Here is a 16,430-nt window from a genome sequence, read left to right as displayed (position 1 = left end):
ATCCGCGGTGCCGGGACGCCTGATTCCGGCAGGCCCGGGCCCGGCCCCGGGACGCCTGGCGGCGGTGGGCCGGTCACTGCCGGACATCCAATGCGGCCTTCATGACCTGTTGGGCCACGGGCGCGGCGACCGCGCCGCCGGTGCCGAACTCCCCGCCGCCGTCCTCGACCACGACCGCGACGGCCACGCTCGGGCTGGCGGCGGGCGCGAAGCCGATGAACCAGGCGTGCGGGGGCTCGTTGTCACCGTGCTCGGCGGTGCCGGTCTTGCCGGCGACGGCGACGCCGGGGATCCGCGCCTTGGTACCGGTGCCGCTGCTGACCACGCTCTGCATCATCGTGTTCAGGGCGGCGGCGACGTCCGGGCTCACGGGGCGTTTGTAGACCTCCGGCTCGGTGCGGCTGAGCGCCTTGAGGTCCGGGCCGAGCAGCTCGGAGACGATGTACGGCCGCATCATCACCCCGTTGTTGCCGATGGCGGCGGCGACCTGGGCCATCTGCAGCGGGGTGACCCGGTCGTCGAACTGCCCGATGGCGGACTGCGCGGTCTGGGCCTTGTCGAGCTGCTGGGGCGGGTACACGCTGGGCACCAGCGGCAGCGGGAAGCCGGGGATGGTGGAGTTGAAACCGAAGGCCTCGGCCTGGGCGCGCAGGGTGTCGTCGGTGAGATCCATACCGAGCTGGGCGAACGCCGTGTTGCAGGAGATCGTCAGAGCGTGGATGAGAGTGTCCGTGTCGCCGTCCCCGCAGCGTTCGCCGCCGAAGTTCGGCAGCACGGTCCTGCTCTGCGGCAGCCGGAGCTGGTCGGGGGCGGCGATGCGTTCCTCGAGCTGGTGCCCGGCGTTGAGCGCGGCCGCCGCGGTGATCACCTTGAAGGTGGAGCCGGGCGGGTAGGTCTCCTGGGTCGCGCGGTTGAGCAGCGGCTTGTCCGGGTCGGTGTTCAGTGCCCGGGCGGCTCTGCCGGCCTCGGCATCGTCGTGGCTGGCCAGCGGTGTCGGGTCGTATGTCGGACTGGTCACCATCGCGAGGATCTCGCCGGTCTTCGGGTCGAGCGCCACGACCGCCCCCTTACGGTTGCCGAGCGCGGTGGTCGCGATTTGTTGGATCCGGGGTACCAGCGTGGTGACGATACTGCCACCCCGTTGTTTGCGTCCGGTCACCAGGTCGGAAACCTTGGAAACGAACAGGCGGTCGTCCTCCCCGGAGAGGATGTCGTTCTGGGAGTTCTCCAGGCCGGCGGAGGTGTACAGGCCGTAGTAGCCGGCGACGGCGGCATACAGTTTCCCGGCCGGGTACTGCCGCTGGTATTTGTACTCGTCGTCGGACGGCACCGAGCTCGCGACCGCCTGCCCGCCGGCCACGCCGATCCAGCCGCGTTCCCGTTCGAACCGTTCGGTGATCTGGCGGGCGTTGTTCGGTTCGTGACGCAGTTCGCCAGCCTGCTTCGCCTGTAGCCAGTTGGCGTTGACCAGCAGGGCGGTGAACAGCACCAGGCAGGCGACGGCGACCTTGCGGATGGGCGCGTTCACGTCGTCCGCACCGCCTGGGTGGGGCTGTCGGCGACGGCGTTCGGGTCGAACAGCGGCGCGGCCGGGGTGGCCGGGCCGGGCCGGCGGTAGGAGTCGCTGATCCGCAGCAGCAGCGCGATGATGGCCGCGTTCGAGACGATCGAAGAGCCTCCGTAGGAGATGAAGGGCAGCGTCAGGCCGGTCAGCGGGATGAGTCGCATGACACCGCCGACCTGCACGAACACCTGGAGGGCGAACGAGGCGGCCAGGCCGGTCGCGAGCATCTTGCCGAACGGGTCACGGGCGCCGAGCGCGGCCCGCAGGCCACGGGTGACAACCAGCCCGTAGATGACGAGGATGGCCATGATCCCGGCGAGGCCGAGTTCCTCACCGATGCTCGCGACGATGAAGTCGGTGTTGGCGAAGGGGACCCGCTGTGGGCTGCCCTGCCCGAGCCCGGTGCCGGTGATCTCGCCGGCGGCGAACCCGAACAGGCCCTGCACCAGCTGATACGAGGTGCTGGTGGGGTTGTCGCCGTCGAACGCGTGCAACCAGCCGTCCACCCGGACCTGGACGTGCCCGAACAGGTGGTAGGAGATGACCGCGCCGAGCGAGAACAGGGCGAGCCCGATAAGCACCCAGGACGCCCGTTCGGTCGCGACGTAGAGGATCACCAGGAACATGCCGAAGAAGAGCAGGGACGAGCCGAGGTCCTTCTCGACGACGAGGACGCCGAGGCTCGCGAGCCAGGCGACGAGCACCGGCCCGAGGTCCCGGGCGCGCGGGAAGTGGATCCCGAGGAAGGACCGGGAGGCCACCGAGAGCACCTCGCGTTTGTTCACCAGGTAGCCGGCGAAGAAGACCATAAGAATGATCTTCGAGATCTCGCTGGGCTGGAAGGTGAACGGCCCGACCCGCAGCCACAGCCGGGCGCCGTTGATGGTCGCGCCGAACACCGGCATCGCGGGCAGCACCAGGAAGACCAGGCCGACCAGCCCCGCCGTGTAGGCGTAGCGCGACAGCGTCTTGTGGTCCCGGATGACCGCCAGCACCAGCACGAAGACGACGAGCGCGAGCAGCGTCCATATCATTTGTAACGGTGCGACGCCGGACGGTATCTTTCTGCCGGCCTTCTCGGCGGCTTCCACCTTGGCCAGGTCCAGCCGGTAGATCATGACGAGGCCGAGGCCGTTGAGGGCCGCGACCAGCGGGAGCAGTACCGGGTCGGCGGCCGGCGCGAACCGGCGCACGGCCAGGTGGGCCACCCCCCACAGCGCGCTGAAGCCCAGGCCGTAGACGAACACCGACGTGGTGATCTTTCCGTCGACGGCGAGCACGACGGCCGCCAGGGCGGCGGTGGCGAGCAGGCCGGCGAACAGCAGCAGGGAGAGTTCTCGCCGACGGTACGGCGGCAGATGGACATCGGCCGGTATCGGGAACCGGGCGAAGGTTCCCGTGAGATCGACCGCCTTGCCGCGAAGCGGAGGGAGAACAGTCATCCTGTCGGCGTCATCCAGGCGTCGAGACCGGCGGGGCCGCTGGGATGGCCGGGTTACAGTTCGAGACAGGAGTGGTGGCGCAGAGTGCCGATGGGCTGGTGACAGCGCCCAGGGAGCCCTGAGCGTCCCCGGCGTTCTTCTCCCCGTCGCTGCCCGCTGGCGTCGGCGCCACCGTCGGTGCTGTGCTGGCGTCGGCCGGGTGCGTGGCGGGGAACTGGGCCCGCAGGTTGGCGACATAGCGCTGGATCTCGCTGAGACTACTGGCAGAGTAGCCCTTCTCCACCTGCAGCTTCCCCTCGTCGTTGAGATCGCTCAGCGGTATGGAGGGCTCCTTGAACCGGTGCAGAGAGAAGCCGGCGATGCTCCCCTCGACACCCTCGAAGATCGCTACCTGGTCGCCGTCGACCCCGACGTAGTACCGGTTGTGCAGGTAGAACCAGCCGCAGACGGTCACGATGGCCAGGACGATCACCACGCACAGGATGATGAAGGCCGGCCGGGGCGGCGACCGCCGGGCGAGCGGCTGCGTGTCCTCGTCCACCACGCTGTCGGAGCTCTCGGCACGCGGCGCGGGGCCGTGCCGACCGATTCGCGCGCCTCTGGCGGCCGGGGAGTCCTGGTCGCCGTACCGGGGGTTCGGCCCGGTACGGGCGGCCAAGGCTCCCGGCACGGCCTGCTTCTCCGCGGCGGCACCGGCTACGAGCGGGCTGGTGTCCTCGCCGTCGTCCTCGACGACGTCGGCGACGACAACGGTGATGTTGTCCGGCCCGCCGCCCTTGAGCGCGAGCTCGACCAGCCGGTCGACGGCCTCCTGCGGCGTCGGCAGCAGCAGCGCCTCACGGATGGTGGTTTCCGTCACAACGCCGGACAGCCCGTCGGTGCACAGCAGATAGCGGTCGTCCGGGATCGCCTCCCGGATGGACAGGTCCGGCTCGACGTCGCGGCCGTCGAGCGCACGCATCAGTAACGACCGTTGGGGATGCGTGTCCGCCTGCTCGGCCGTGATCCGGCCCTGGTCGACGAGATCCTGCACCAGGGTGTGATCGTGGGTCACCTGGTTGAGCACCTCGTGCCGCAGCAGGTACGCCCGGGAGTCGCCGACGTGCAGCACCCCGAGATGGGTCCCAGCGAGCAGCAGGGCGGTGACCGTGGTGCCCATGCCCTCCAGCGCCCCGTCCTGGACGGACATCTCGCGCAACTGGTTGTTGGCCTGGTGCACCGAGTCGGCCAGCACCTCCAGGACCGCGCCGCTGGTGATGTCGTCGTCCAGGCCGGCCAGCTGGGAGATCACGGTGGAGGAGGCGACCTCCCCGGCCGCGTGGCCGCCCATTCCGTCGGCCACGGCCAGTAGCCGAGTGCCCGCGTAGGCGGAATCTTCGTTGCCTTCCCGGACGTGGCCGACGTCCGAGCGAACGGCGTAGTGAAGCCTAAGGCTCACCGGTGAAGCTCCAGGACGGTTTTCCCGATCCTGACCGGCGCGCCGAGAGGAACCGGCATGGGACTGGTCACTTTCGTGCGGTCGAGGTAAGTACCGTTGGTCGAGCCCAGATCTTCGACGAACCACTGGCCGTCGTGGGGGACGAGTCTTGCATGTCTCGCGGATGCGAAGTCGTCCTCCAGCACCAGAGTCGAGTCCTGTGCACGTCCGATGGTGACAGGCGCCGGTCCGAGCGGAAGAATCGTCCCCGCGAGATGTCCCTTCGTGACGACCAGCTTGCTCGGTGTGCGCGCCCGCCGGCTGGCGGGCGCGTTCTGCGGGCCGGCCGGCGGCGGTGCCGGACGGGCCGGGTGCGCGGGCACGGGCGCCGGCTGGGCCGCCGCTCCGTGGCCCAGCCCCTGGACGTTCTGCCGTTGCCGTTTCGTCGGCCCGAACATGTCCGCGCGCACCGCGCGGACGGCAGCCAGGACGAACAACCACAACAGCGCCAGGAAGCTGATTTTCACGACCAGGAGGACCAGGTCGCTGGGCTGGGATCCGCTCACGGCGTCCTACCAGGCGTGCTCGTTCGGATCCGCCGCCCCCGGCCCAGCGGGACGATCACCGTAGGGATCCCGGTCCTGCGGACGCCGGCCCTCCCCAGGGGGGACCCGGCCCGGACGCTGGGTGTCCTGCTCGTACAGGTCGGCGTCGTCCGGCCGCACCGGCGCGACACCGTGCCGTGGGTCGCCGCCGCGCCGTGGGTCGCCGCCGCGCCGTGGGTCGCCGTAGCCGGGCTGGCCGCCACGACTGGGCGCACCCGGAGGCGCACCCGGGCCGTAGCCGCTCGGCGGAGTACCGGGAGGCCGGCCGCCGGACTGGTCGTACGGGTTGCCGCCACGGTACTGGCCCTCCCTCTCCCCGTACGGGTCGTCGTAGCGGGAACCGCCACCATACGGATCCCCCGGCCGGCCTCCCGCGGGCTGGCCCCTGACCGGACGTCCGCCACCCTGGTACGGCGGTTCCGCGGGCGGGGGCGGATAGCCGCCGGGGGAGCCACCTCTACGCGGGTCATCACGATACGGGTCGTCACGGTACGGGCCCGCCGGCGCGGGCGGGTAGCCGCCGGGCGGGCCGCCACGCCGCGGCTCACCCCGATAGGGATCGCCACCACGGTACGGGTCGCCCCGGTAGGGATCCGCCGGCGGGGGGGCAGGCGGGTAACCACCAGGGGGGACACCCTGGCGCGGGTCACCACGGCGGGGATCGGCAGGCCGTGCCCGCGGGTCGCCAGAAGGAGCAGGCGGCGCCGAGGCGGGGGGATACCCACCCGCCGGGCCCGGTGGCGCGCCCGCGGGGACCGGCGCGCCCGCCGGGACGCGCCCGGCGGCCCGGCCCCTGTCGGCGCCCCGTGGATCGTCCCGCCGGAAGGTCAGGATCGTCGCGCCCAGTTCGATCTGATCACCGCTGGCGAGCTTCACCTGGCTGGCGGCCCGGCCGTTGACGATGCTCCCGTTGGTCGAACCATGATCAACGTAGACGAACTGCCCGTCGGGCATCCGACGCACCTCGCCGTGCCGGCGGGATACCCCGGTGTCATTGAGACGGATATCACATTCCACGCTGCGGCCGATGACCGTGACCTCGACGTCCAGCGGGTACTCACGCTCCTCCCCGCCGACCCGGCCATCAGGCCCCGGCCTGGTCGAGACGACAAGCCGAGGAGCCCCCGGCGGCATCGGCCGCGACCGCCCCGCCGCACGCCTGCCAGCCACCGCGCCCGGATCGGCCGCGGCGACACTGCTACGGATACGGAACACCCCGACATCGAGATCGCCAGCCTCGGCCAGCCGCACCCCCACCGGCCCCACGAACGTGTACCGCTGCTCGGCGGCATGCTCCCGAACCATCTCGGCCAGCTCGTCACAAAGCGCTCGCGTATAAGGAGCGAGCCGGGCGAAGTCGCTGGTGGCAAGCTCGACCGCGAACTCGTTCGGGACGAGCACCCGGTTCGCACTGGTGGCACGCCGGTCATCGGTCTCACGAGCCAGCGCGCTTGCGATCTCGACCGGCTCGACACCGCCCTTGAAGACCTTGGCGAAGGCGCCCTCGACGAGGCCGCCCAGGCGACGCTCGAAGCGCTGCAGCACGCCCATCTCGGCCTCCCCTCCTCCCCCGGCCTGCTACCGGCACTGAGATCGTATGCTTCCGGTTGAGCACCGCCCACGTCTCGGGCGGCTCGGATCGCGTGATAGCGTGATAGTCGCACTCGGGCGAGTGGCGGAATGGCAGACGCGCACGGTTCAGGTCCGTGTGTCCTGACGGACGTGGGGGTTCAACTCCCCCCTCGCCCACGAGCTGGCTCATGCTGGTCGCCCCCTGGGGGGGGCTTCCCCGGGGGCCGAGATGTCTGCCGGGGGGCCGAGCCCCCCGGCACCCCCCACGGTTCTGGGGTTGGGGTTGGCGTCGGCGAGCGTGATCGGTAGTAGTCGACGCTGACGCCGGCTAGCAAGCGCGAGCTCCTCACGGCGAAGTTCTGGCGCGCGCCGCCCTACGCAGATCGCCGACTGGGCCGGCGCGGCGGACCTGACGCTCGACGACGACGAGCTTGCGACCGTCGCCGCCGCGATCGAGTGCTCGGGCGCCGGCGAAGGCCCCAGCCAGCCGCTGTTGCCCATCCGTCCCTGAAAGACCTTTCATGTATACCGTCGCGGTTGCGTTCGGCGTCCCCACGGCATCGGCAAGTTCGAACAGCGCGTCGCTCCGCCGGGCCGGGCAGCGGTAGAACTCCCCTCGGAGCCGACCCACCACATTCGGGTATTCGACCGCAGGGACGTTGTGGGCCGAACTGTCGCGCCGCGGCCTTCTGTTTGATCATGGTGTCCTTGGCGGGAAGCAACGGTCAACAGGAGGTCGTTTCATGCCATGACGACACGCCGGAACATCCCTGATCATCATCACCTATCACGAAATGTGACCGAAAGAGGTCAAAGTGACAAGTTGAAGGTAAGAGTCCGGTAGCCTGGAGTGCCGGTTATCGTGGCGCTGACTAAGATGAGGGGAGTGGCACCTTCTGGAACGGCCGATTTACGGGAGCTGCTGACGGCGGTGGAACGCGCCGCTCCCGCCGACGCGGTGCACGCGGTGGCGGGTGAGCTGGCCCGGATGATCGGCGCGTTTGGGGTCTCCTTCCTGATCGCGGACTATGCGGGCGGTTATCTGGCGCGGTTTCCCGATGGGGACGGGGCGGGCGGAAACACGATGGAACGGGTGTCGGCGGACGACACCGTCCACGGGCGGGTGTTGCGGACACAGCGGATGCGGGTGTACCGGTCCTCGGCCCGGACGAGTGTGTATGTGCCGGTCACGGCCCGCGGTGAGGCGATCGGGGTGCTCGAGGCACACCTGCCTGCCGGTGCCACCGAGGATGCTGTCGAGACCGTCGCCGCCACGGGGCATGCCCTGGCCTACATCGTGATCACGAACCGGCGGTACACGGATCTGTTCGAGTGGGGCCAGCGTTCCGTCCCGCTCGGGCTGGCGGCGGAGATCCAACGGCGGTTGCTGCCGGAGTCGTTCACCTGTGAGGGTGCGCAGGCGACGGTGGCCGGCTGGGTGGAGCCCGCGGGATCCGTGGCCGGGGACACCTTCGACTACAGCTTCGGGCGTTCCCAGCTGTATGTGTCACTCACCGACGCGATGGGACACGAGCTGGCGGCGGCGCTGCTGGCGACCCTGCTGGTGGGCAGCCTGCGCAACGTCCGCCGTGGCGGTGGGGATCTCGCCGAGCAGAGCGTGCGGGCGAACACGATGATGGCGGCGCACATTCGGCCCGACCAGTTCGTCACCGGTCTGCTGCAGCGCCCCCTCCTCACGATCGAGTTCGTTCTCTAGCAGCCGGAGGCTGCTGTCGGGCAGGTTCCCGGTGTCCCGCCAGAGCAGCAGTTCGTCCCGCTCCGCCTCGATCATGGTTCTGCGGACGTGACCGAACACGGCGCTGGCGCTCTCGGCTGCGAGGCTGGCCGTGGTGTCCACAGCCAGCGCCGCGAGGATGTCCTCGCTCCGTCTCCTGCGGATGTCCGCGATGTTCCGCAGCCGTTCGACGATGTCCTCGGGGACCGACTCGCGGTTCTGGAGCGACTCCAGCGCTCGCAGCCCCGCGTCCGCCGCCGCGATCCGTGCCCGTGCGCGCAGGCGCTGGTCCTCGTCCAGGTCGGGTCGTACCCCCAGCCACCGCAGCAGCGGCCCGAAGGTGAGTCCCTGACCGACGAGTGTGACCAGCACCGTGACGTACGCGCAGAACAGCAGCAGGTCGTGCTGCGGGAAGGGGACGCTGCCGGCGGACGGTGGCAGCGCGAAGACGGCGGCGAGGGAGATCACTCCGCGCATGCCCGTCCAGGACAGAGCGGTCAGTTCACGGCCGGTGAGGTTCGGGTGCGGCGAGAGGATCCGCAGCCGCACGGGCAGCAGGGTGGGCAGCAGCAGCCACAGGGGGCGTAGCAGCACGATCGAGGCGGTCGTGACCGTCGTCGCGGCGATCACCGTGCTGACCGGATACTTCTGGATGTTGTGGAGGACGGCCGGCAGCTGCTGGCCGATGAGGAGGAAGACGAATCCCTCCAGCAGGAGGTCGACGAGGTGCCAGACGGCCACGGCGTGCAGGCGCGCGGGCCCGGACTGCAGCCGCCGTGACCGGTGGCCCAGGACCAGGCCCGCGACCACCGCGGCGAGGACGCCGGAGCTGTGGGCGGCCTCCGCCGGCAGGTAGGCCAGGAACGGGGTTGCCAGCGAAAGGGTGGTCTCCACCACCGGTTCCTCCAGCCGGCGACGGACCAGCCCGACGATCCAGGCGACGGCGAGGCCGAATGTGATCCCCCCGGCGAGGGCCAGGACGAACCGTCCCACCGCGGACGGCACGTCGAAACCCCCGCCGACCAGCGAGGCCACCGCCACCGTGTACACGGTCAGAGCCGTCGCGTCGTTGAGGAGGCTCTCCCCTTCGATCACGGTACGCAGCCGTTCGGGCAGGCCCACCCGCCGTCCGATGGACAGCGCCGAGACCGGGTCCATCGGAGCCAGCGCGGCGCCGAGAGCGCAGGCGGCCGCGAATGACAGACCGGGCACGACCACTGCCAGCAGGTAGCCCGTGAGAAGAGCGGTCGCTATGATCAACAGGACGGACAGTGAGATCACGGTCCGGAGGTTCGCGCGGATCCCCGTCAGGCTCGAGTTCAGTGCCGCGGAGTACAGCAGCGGCGGCAGGACCAGGACGAGGACGACCTCGGAGTCCAGTGCGATGTTCGGACCGGGCAGCAGGGCGTACAGGATGCTGGCGGCGACGAGCAGGACCGGCGCCGGCAGGCCGACCCTCTGCGCGGCCAGGGCTGCGAAGATAATCATTCCCGCGCCCAGCAGCCCGTAGGCGACGTCGACCAGCACTGTCCACTCCACCCTCCGGCATCCGCCGTGTCCGTCGTCTACCTGGACGTCCGGATGAATTCGTCACGGGTCCGTGTGAGATCGACGAGTTCGGGACCGGCGTAGGCCCGCTCGCCGGTCGTCCGGCACGGCGCGCGTCCCCGGTTACGACGCGGACGCGGCGGATCGCGGATCCGTCATGCGGAAGGAATTCCCCTGGGAGCGGGTGGGGGCCGGCCGGTGGCACACCAACGCCGACTACGTTTCGCCGTCGGCCGCGCCGTTCACGAGCCAGGACTCCACGTCGCAGGCACGCCACAGGCTGAAGTGGGGGACTTCCTGGACGGGATCGGGAAAGTCCGGTCGACGGGAGAGGAGCCGGGCCCGTTGCACGGAGATGCCCAGCCTCTGGGCGATGTCCCCGGTCGTCCACAGTTGTTTGCCGCCCATTCCACCACCGTACGGCAATACGGCCGGCTCACTCCCGCGGATGCGCGGCATGGGCACGGGCCGGCCGATCCCGATATAGAAATAAATGGAATGAATTCTTGCGGAATGCATCCATCCGCACTCCTCGGTCTCGCCGGTGGCCATGATAAGCAAGATCCATGTTGCTTGAAGTGATTGAACTTTCTACCATGAGTAATAGCCAGCTTGTCCGCTGTCGGATGAGGTCCCGGTCGGGAAGATCCGTTTCTCTGGCCGTGCACCGGGCAGCGCCCGCACCATTCCCGACCTCCGACAACCGGGAGGAAGCACACGGTGGCAGTCGGGAGGTTCCTGCGCGAGGCTGCGACCTCGTTGACGACGCCCCTTCTACCTGACGACTATCTGGGCCTGATCGATCCGCTCTGGTCCCACCGGAGGCTACGCGGGCGGGTCGAAGCCCTCCGGCCGGAGACCGCCGACGCCGCGACCATCGTGATCCGCCCTGGCGCGGGCTGGAAGGAACATCGTGCGGGCCAGTACGTCCGGGTCGGCGTGGATGTCGACGGCGTGTGGCAATGGCGTCCCTACTCGGTGTCCTCACCGCCTGGACGTCCCGGCGGCACATTCTCGATCACCGTCAAGATCCTGGTGAACGGGCGGCTGTCCCCCTACCTCGTCGAGCGGATCCGACCCGGTGCGATCGTTCGCCTGGAACATCCCCAGGGGCAGTTCGTGCTGCCCCGGGCCTTGCCGGAGCGGTTGCTGTTCGTGACGGCCGGCAGCGGTATCACACCGGTCATGTCGATACTGCGCGGACTTGCGCTCGGCGACGAGATGCCGGACGTGGTTCTCGTGCACTCGGCTCCGACACGGGACGCCGTCATCTTCGGTGAAGAGCTACGGGAGCTGGCCCGCCGCTTCCCGGGCCTGCGGCTGCACGAACGGCACACCCGGACCCGGGCGGGACGGCTCACCATGACCGAGCTGGCCACGGTCTGCCCCGACTGGGCCGAACGGGCGGCCTGGGCCTGCGGACCTCCGGGGCTGCTCGCGGACGCCGAGGCCCGGTGGCGCCGGGCGGGGATCGCCGACCGGTTGCGGGTGGAGCGTTTCCGCCCTGTCACGGCTTCGGAGGGTGGTGCCGGGGGCCGGGTCCGGTTCGCCAGGAGCGGTCGGGAGGTGGACGCCGACGGCGACGCCCCGCTGTTGGTGGTGGGGGAGAGCGCCGGTGTCCTCATGCCCAGTGGCTGCCGTACGGGCGTCTGTCGTAGCTGTGTGGCACGGCTCCTGTCCGGCCGGGTGCGGGACCTGCGCACCGGCCGGGAACACGGCGACACGGATGATCATATCCAGACGTGCGTGTCGGCCACGGCCGGCGACATCGAGATCGATCTGTAGGAGGGATGAGTATGGCAGGCACGACACAGCTCACCGCTGTGGATGTCGAGGAGTTCGGTCGTGCGCTCGACCGGCTCCGCGAGGAGATCCTGGCGAGTCTGGGGGAGGGCGACGCCCGCTACATCCGCCGGGTGATTACCGTTCAGCGGAGCCTGGAGGCGGGGGGACGGGCGGTCATGTTCGCCTCCCTGCTGCCCCCGGCGTGGCTGGCGGGCACTGCGATGCTGGCCACCGCCAAGATCCTGGAGAACATGGAGATCGGGCACAACGTTCTGCACGGGCAGTGGGACTGGATGCGCGACCCTGAGATCCACTCCACCGTCTGGGAGTGGGACTCCGGGTCTTCCGCCGAGCAGTGGAAACATTCCCACAACTATGTGCACCACACCTACACGAACGTTCTCGGCAAGGACCGGGACATTGGCTACAGCGCGCTGCGGGTCCACCCGGAGCAGCCCTGGCATCCCCTCTATCTCGCCCAGCCGCTGTACAACCTGATGCTTGCAGTGGTCTTCGAGTGGGGAATAGCGATCTACGACTCCGAGCTCGAACGCGCCTGGCGGGGCGAGAAGAACTGGGCCGAGACCCTGACCCAGCTGTCGACAGCGCTGCGGAAGGGAGGACGTCAGGTGCTCAAGGACTACGTGGCCTTCCCGCTGCTCGCCGGCCCGGCTTTCCTGCCCGTTCTGTTCGGTAACCTCACCGCCAACACCATCCGCAACGTCTGGGCTCATATGATCATATTCTGTGGTCATTTCCCGGAAGGAGCCGAGGTTTTCACCGAGGAGCAGATCGAGGGGGAGACCCGCGGCGAGTGGTACCTGCGGCAGATGTTGGGCTCGGCCAACATCGAGGGCTCCGCGTTGTTCCACATCCTGACCGGGAACCTGAGTTTTCAGATCGAACACCACCTTTTTCCCGACCTGCCCAGCAACCGGTACGCCCAGATCGCGCCGGAGGTACGCGCCCTGTGCGCACGTTTCGGCATTCCCTACAACACCGGCTCGTTGCCGCGGCAGACGTCCAGCGTGTGGAAGCGCATTCTGCGGCTGGCGCTCCCAGGCCCTGCTCGATGGCCTGTCGATCTCGGTGATGACCGCGCCCACCGGTCCGAGCACGCACACGCCCACCGCATCCCCGCCGAGAGTGTGGTGTGAGATCCGCGCCCGGGAGCGCTCGAGCTCCTCGAAGTCGAGCCTCCTCGAAGTGGGCATCGCCAACCCGACCGGCGGGCACGTGGCGCGGATCGGCGGGCGTGGCAGTGCACAGCGGTCCGGGCCGGTTGGCGAGTCGGTAGATTCACGGGGGTGACGAGCCTGGAACGTCTTCTCGACGAGCGGTTGGGCGCGGCCTTCACGGCCGTTGCCGGCGAAGAGGCTGCCGGCGAACAGGTCGATCCCGCCATCCGGCGGTCGCAGCGGGCGGACTATCAGGCGGACGCGGCCCTCTCGCTGGCTCGCCGCCTTCGTCGCAGCCCGCGTGACATCGCCGCCGAGGTGGTCAGGACCGCCGAGCTCGACGACCTGTGCGAGACGGTCGAGGTGGCGGGGCCGGGGTTCATCAACCTGCACCTGGCCGCGTCCGCGCTGGAGCGCCTGCTCGGGGAGATGCTCGACGACGAGCGGCTGGGCGTCGCGCCGGTGCCCGAGCCCGAGGTGGTCGTCGTCGACTACTCCGGGCCGAACGCCGCCAAGGAGATGCACGTCGGCCATCTCCGGTCGACGATCATCGGGGACGCCGCGGTGCGGCTGCTGGGCTGGCTGGGCCATCAGGTCGTCCGGCAGAACCACATCGGGGACTGGGGCACGCCGTTCGGCATGCTGGTCGAGCATCTGCTCGACGTCGGCGAGTCCGAGGCCGCCCACGAGCTCTCCGTCGGCGACCTCAACGCCTTCTACAAGGCCGCCCGGGTGAAGTTCGACGCGGACGAGGCGTTCAAGGAACGTTCCCGGCTACGGGTCGTCCAGCTCCAGGCCGGCGACCCGACGACACGCCGGCTCTGGCACGTCCTGGTCGGCGAGTCGAAGACGTACTTCCTGACCGTCTACTCCCAGCTCGGCGTGCTGCTCACCGAGGCGGACTTCCGCGGGGAGAGCTCCTACAACGAGCAGTTGGGCCCGGTCGTCGACGAGCTGGCCGAGCTGGGGCTGCTGCGGCTGAGCGACGGCGCACTGTGCGCCTTCCCGGAAGGGTTCAAGAACCGGGATGGTGAGCCCCTGCCGCTCATCGTGCGCAAACGGGACGGCGGCTACGGGTACGCGACCACCGATCTGGCGACGATTCGTCACCGGATTCGCGACCTGCACGCGACCCGGCTGCTCTACGTGGTGGGGCTGCCGCAGTACCAGCATTTCGAGATGATCTACGAGGTGGCCCGGGAGGCCGGCTGGCTTCGTGAGCCCGTACGGGCCGAGCACATCGGGCACGGGTCGATCCTGGGCGCCGACGGCAAGATGCTGCGGACCAGGGCCGGCGACTCCGTGAAACTCGTCGCCCTGCTGGAGCAGGCCGTTTCCCGGGCGGCCGACGTCATCGCCGTGAAGAATCCCACGCTGGACGCGGAAACCCGTGCGCAGGTCGCCCAGGCGATCGGGACCGGTGCCGTGAAGTACGCGGACCTCTCGACCGACCGGTCGAAGGACTATGTCTTCGACCTGGACCGCATGCTGGCTTTCGACGGCAACACCGCACCCTATCTGCAGTACGCCCACGCGAGGATCTGCTCGGTGTTCCGCAGGGCCGGGCTGACCTATCCGGTCGCCGCCGCCGACATCCGGGTCGACGAGCCCGAGGAACGTCATCTCGCGATTCATCTGCTCAGCTTCGGCGACGTGGTCGAGGGCATTGCCGACTCGCTCGAGTTCCACCGGCTGGCGGGTTATCTCTTCGGCCTGGCGGCCGCTTTCACGAATTTTTACGAGAAATGTCCTATTCTCCGTGCCGAGGAGCCGGTCCGCGTCAGCCGGATCGCCCTGTGCGATCTGACCCGGCGTGCCCTCGCGACCGGCCTTGACCTGCTCGGGATAACCGCGCCCGAGCGGATGTGACCGGATTTTCCGACCACCGGCACCAGCACCGGCACCGGCGATGCCCCTGCCCCCTGCCCTGGCTCCTGGCCGGCCCCTTGCCGCGGTTCGGCCCGGGGCCGGCCATGGGCGCGGGCCTGTCACGGCTGGCCGGCGGCGACCGGCTGCCGGGCGGGCAGGTGCGCTTCGGGGCGGGCGAGGTAGTAGCCCTGCACGAGGTCGCAGCGCAGGCCGACGAGCGCGGCAAGCTGCTCCGGGGTCTCCACCCCGTTCGCTATGGCGGTCATGCCCAGGACGTGGGCCAGCTGGATGACGGCGGCGACGATGGCGTAGGAGGTGGGATCGTCGGTCAGCCCGCCGATGAACCGGCGGTCGATCTTCAGGCCGTCGAGCGGCAGGCCGCGCAGCCGGGTCAGGGACAGATGCCCGGTGCCGAAGTTGTCGACATAGATGGCGACGCCGAGGGCGCGCACGGCCTGTAGGGCCGCGGTGACGGTCTCATCGTCGTCCACCAGGGCGCTCTCGGCGATCTCGAGGCAGAGCTGGTAACGGTGATCGGCGTTGGTGGCCCGCAGGAGCGCCTCGATGCCGGGCAGGAAACCGGGGTCGGTGAACTGGCGGATGGAGACGTTGACGCCGATGCGCGGCGGGGGTGCCGGTGCTGGGCCCGCCATCCAGGTGGCCGCCCAGGCGGCCGCGGCATGACAGGCGGTGTGCAGGGCCCACCGGTCCAGCTGGACGACTATCCCGGTCTCCTCGGCGAGGGAGAGGAACGCCTCGGGGTGCAGCAGGCCGCGTTCGGGATGCTGCCAGCGCAGGAGGGCCTCGGCTCCGGCGGCCTCACCGTCGACGCCGACGACGGGCTGGTAGTGCAACCGGAGATCGTCCGTGCCAGGGGCGTTGCGCAGGTCGTTCTCGATGGTGAGCCTGTCCAGGGACGCGTGCCGCATGCTCTCCTCGAAGAGCAGGTAGCGGCCGCGGCCCTGGTGCTTGGCGCCGTACATGGCGATGTCGGCGGCCTGTAGCAGGCCGCCGGGGCCGGGGATGTCCGGCCCGGACAGGGCGACGCCGACGCTGGCGCTGACACTCACCTGACATCCGTCGAGGATCATGGGCTCGGAGAGGGCGGTCACGACCCGTTCGGCGATGGCGCACAGGACGGTTTCCGTCGTGATCTTTTCGCAGACGACGGCGAACTCGTCGCCGGAGAGGCGAGCGACGGTGTCCCCGGGCCGGACAGCGCCCCGCAGGCGGGTGGCGACCTCGCACAGCAGCCGGTCGCCGATGTGATGCCCCAGTGAGTCGTTGACGCCCTTGAACCCGTCGAGGTCGACGAACAGGAGCCCGGTCCGGCGCTGCCGGCCCTGCTTCGACAGGCCCCGCTTCCGCCGGCCCCGGGCGGGCCGGTCCCGCGCCGGCTGGTCCTGCTTCAGGGCCGCACCGAGCCGCTCGAACAGCCCGGTGCGGTTGGCCAGCCCGGTGAGCTCGTCGTGCAGGGCACGGTGGTTGGCGTCGCGTTCGACCTGGTAACGGATGGCCGCCGCGCTCAGCACGGCCGCGGCCGTCCGCACGAACTCGATCTCGTGATCGGTGAACGCACCGGAGCTGGAGCCGGCCGTGCCGGTGGCGTCCGCCGCGGGCACGGCCGGCCCTCCCTGCCGCCCCGGGGCCGGCCGGGCCGAGAGCGGGTCCGGGGCGGCGGCGGTTGGGGGGATGCCAGCCGTGGGGATGCCAGC

At 69.9% G+C, this 16,430-nt stretch carries 11 protein-coding genes, 1 tRNA gene and 1 pseudogene; 5 read left to right on the top strand and 8 right to left on the bottom strand.

The features are described from left to right. Positions 1-73: 73 nt before the first annotated feature. The 5 genes from AC5LSR_RS07995 to AC5LSR_RS07975 are packed head-to-tail and all read right to left on the bottom strand — an operon-like array spanning position 74 to position 6,579. Positions 74-1,528 (bottom strand): peptidoglycan D,D-transpeptidase FtsI family protein, encoded by a 1,455-nt coding sequence (locus tag AC5LSR_RS07995; RefSeq protein WP_250282754.1) that lies wholly within the window; start codon positions 1,526-1,528, stop codon positions 74-76. Further along, positions 1,525-3,006 (bottom strand): FtsW/RodA/SpoVE family cell cycle protein, encoded by a 1,482-nt coding sequence (locus tag AC5LSR_RS07990; RefSeq protein ID WP_250282756.1) that lies wholly within the window; start codon positions 3,004-3,006, stop codon positions 1,525-1,527. Before AC5LSR_RS07990 ends, AC5LSR_RS07995 begins: the two co-directional genes overlap by 4 nt. A gap of 10 nt (positions 3,007-3,016) precedes the next feature. Then, entirely contained in the window at positions 3,017-4,444 is a 1,428-nt protein-coding gene (locus AC5LSR_RS07985; protein ID WP_250282757.1) for a PP2C family protein-serine/threonine phosphatase, read from the bottom strand. Further along, positions 4,441-4,989 (bottom strand): FHA domain-containing protein FhaB/FipA, encoded by a 549-nt coding sequence (locus AC5LSR_RS07980; protein WP_250282759.1) that lies wholly within the window; start codon positions 4,987-4,989, stop codon positions 4,441-4,443. Before AC5LSR_RS07980 ends, AC5LSR_RS07985 begins: the two co-directional genes overlap by 4 nt. A gap of 6 nt (positions 4,990-4,995) precedes the next feature. Beyond that, positions 4,996-6,579, bottom strand: coding sequence for an FHA domain-containing protein (locus tag AC5LSR_RS07975; protein ID WP_250282761.1), 1,584 nt, complete (start codon positions 6,577-6,579; stop codon positions 4,996-4,998). Between the two features lie 115 nt (positions 6,580-6,694). Here AC5LSR_RS07975 and AC5LSR_RS07970 point away from each other — a divergent pair. Continuing rightward, positions 6,695-6,777, top strand: a tRNA-Leu gene (locus AC5LSR_RS07970). A 700-nt stretch (positions 6,778-7,477) separates the two neighbouring features. After that, positions 7,478-8,221 (top strand): annotated as a pseudogene (locus AC5LSR_RS07965) (GAF domain-containing protein); the annotation flags it as partial. On the opposite strand, the gene AC5LSR_RS07960 reads toward AC5LSR_RS07965, so the two are convergent. Both AC5LSR_RS07960 and AC5LSR_RS07955 read right to left on the bottom strand, forming a co-directional pair. Then, the gene (locus AC5LSR_RS07960; RefSeq protein ID WP_493465132.1) at positions 8,108-9,874 is read right to left on the bottom strand and encodes a Na+/H+ antiporter; all 1,767 of its coding nucleotides are present in this window, start codon (positions 9,872-9,874) and stop codon (positions 8,108-8,110) included. The pseudogene AC5LSR_RS07965 and the gene AC5LSR_RS07960 sit on opposite strands and share 114 nt — an antisense overlap. A gap of 225 nt (positions 9,875-10,099) precedes the next feature. After that, positions 10,100-10,435 (bottom strand): helix-turn-helix transcriptional regulator, encoded by a 336-nt coding sequence (locus tag AC5LSR_RS07955; RefSeq protein ID WP_445548186.1) that lies wholly within the window; start codon positions 10,433-10,435, stop codon positions 10,100-10,102. A 168-nt stretch (positions 10,436-10,603) separates the two neighbouring features. Between AC5LSR_RS07955 and AC5LSR_RS07950 the strand changes: the two genes are divergently transcribed. The 3 genes from AC5LSR_RS07950 (at position 10,604) to argS (ending at position 14,715) form a co-directional block, all read left to right on the top strand. Further along, positions 10,604-11,668: a ferredoxin reductase gene (locus AC5LSR_RS07950; RefSeq protein ID WP_250282766.1), complete on the top strand. Its 1,065-nt coding sequence runs from the start codon at positions 10,604-10,606 to the stop codon at positions 11,666-11,668. Between the two features lie 11 nt (positions 11,669-11,679). Further along, positions 11,680-12,825: a fatty acid desaturase family protein gene (locus AC5LSR_RS07945; RefSeq protein ID WP_250289566.1), complete on the top strand. Its 1,146-nt coding sequence runs from the start codon at positions 11,680-11,682 to the stop codon at positions 12,823-12,825. Between the two features lie 150 nt (positions 12,826-12,975). Continuing rightward, positions 12,976-14,715, top strand: a complete 1,740-nt coding sequence (gene argS, locus AC5LSR_RS07940; RefSeq protein ID WP_250282770.1) for an arginine--tRNA ligase — start codon at positions 12,976-12,978, stop codon at positions 14,713-14,715. A gap of 119 nt (positions 14,716-14,834) precedes the next feature. Here argS and AC5LSR_RS07935 read toward each other — a convergent pair. Continuing rightward, on the bottom strand, positions 14,835-16,430 hold a 1,596-nt coding region (locus tag AC5LSR_RS07935), incomplete at its 5' end, for a putative bifunctional diguanylate cyclase/phosphodiesterase (protein WP_493468304.1).

This window comes from Protofrankia sp. CiP1_Cm_nod4, assembly GCF_982290645.1.
The sequence above is the reverse complement of the archived record's forward strand: the minus strand, read 5'-3'. Positions and strand labels throughout refer to the sequence as shown.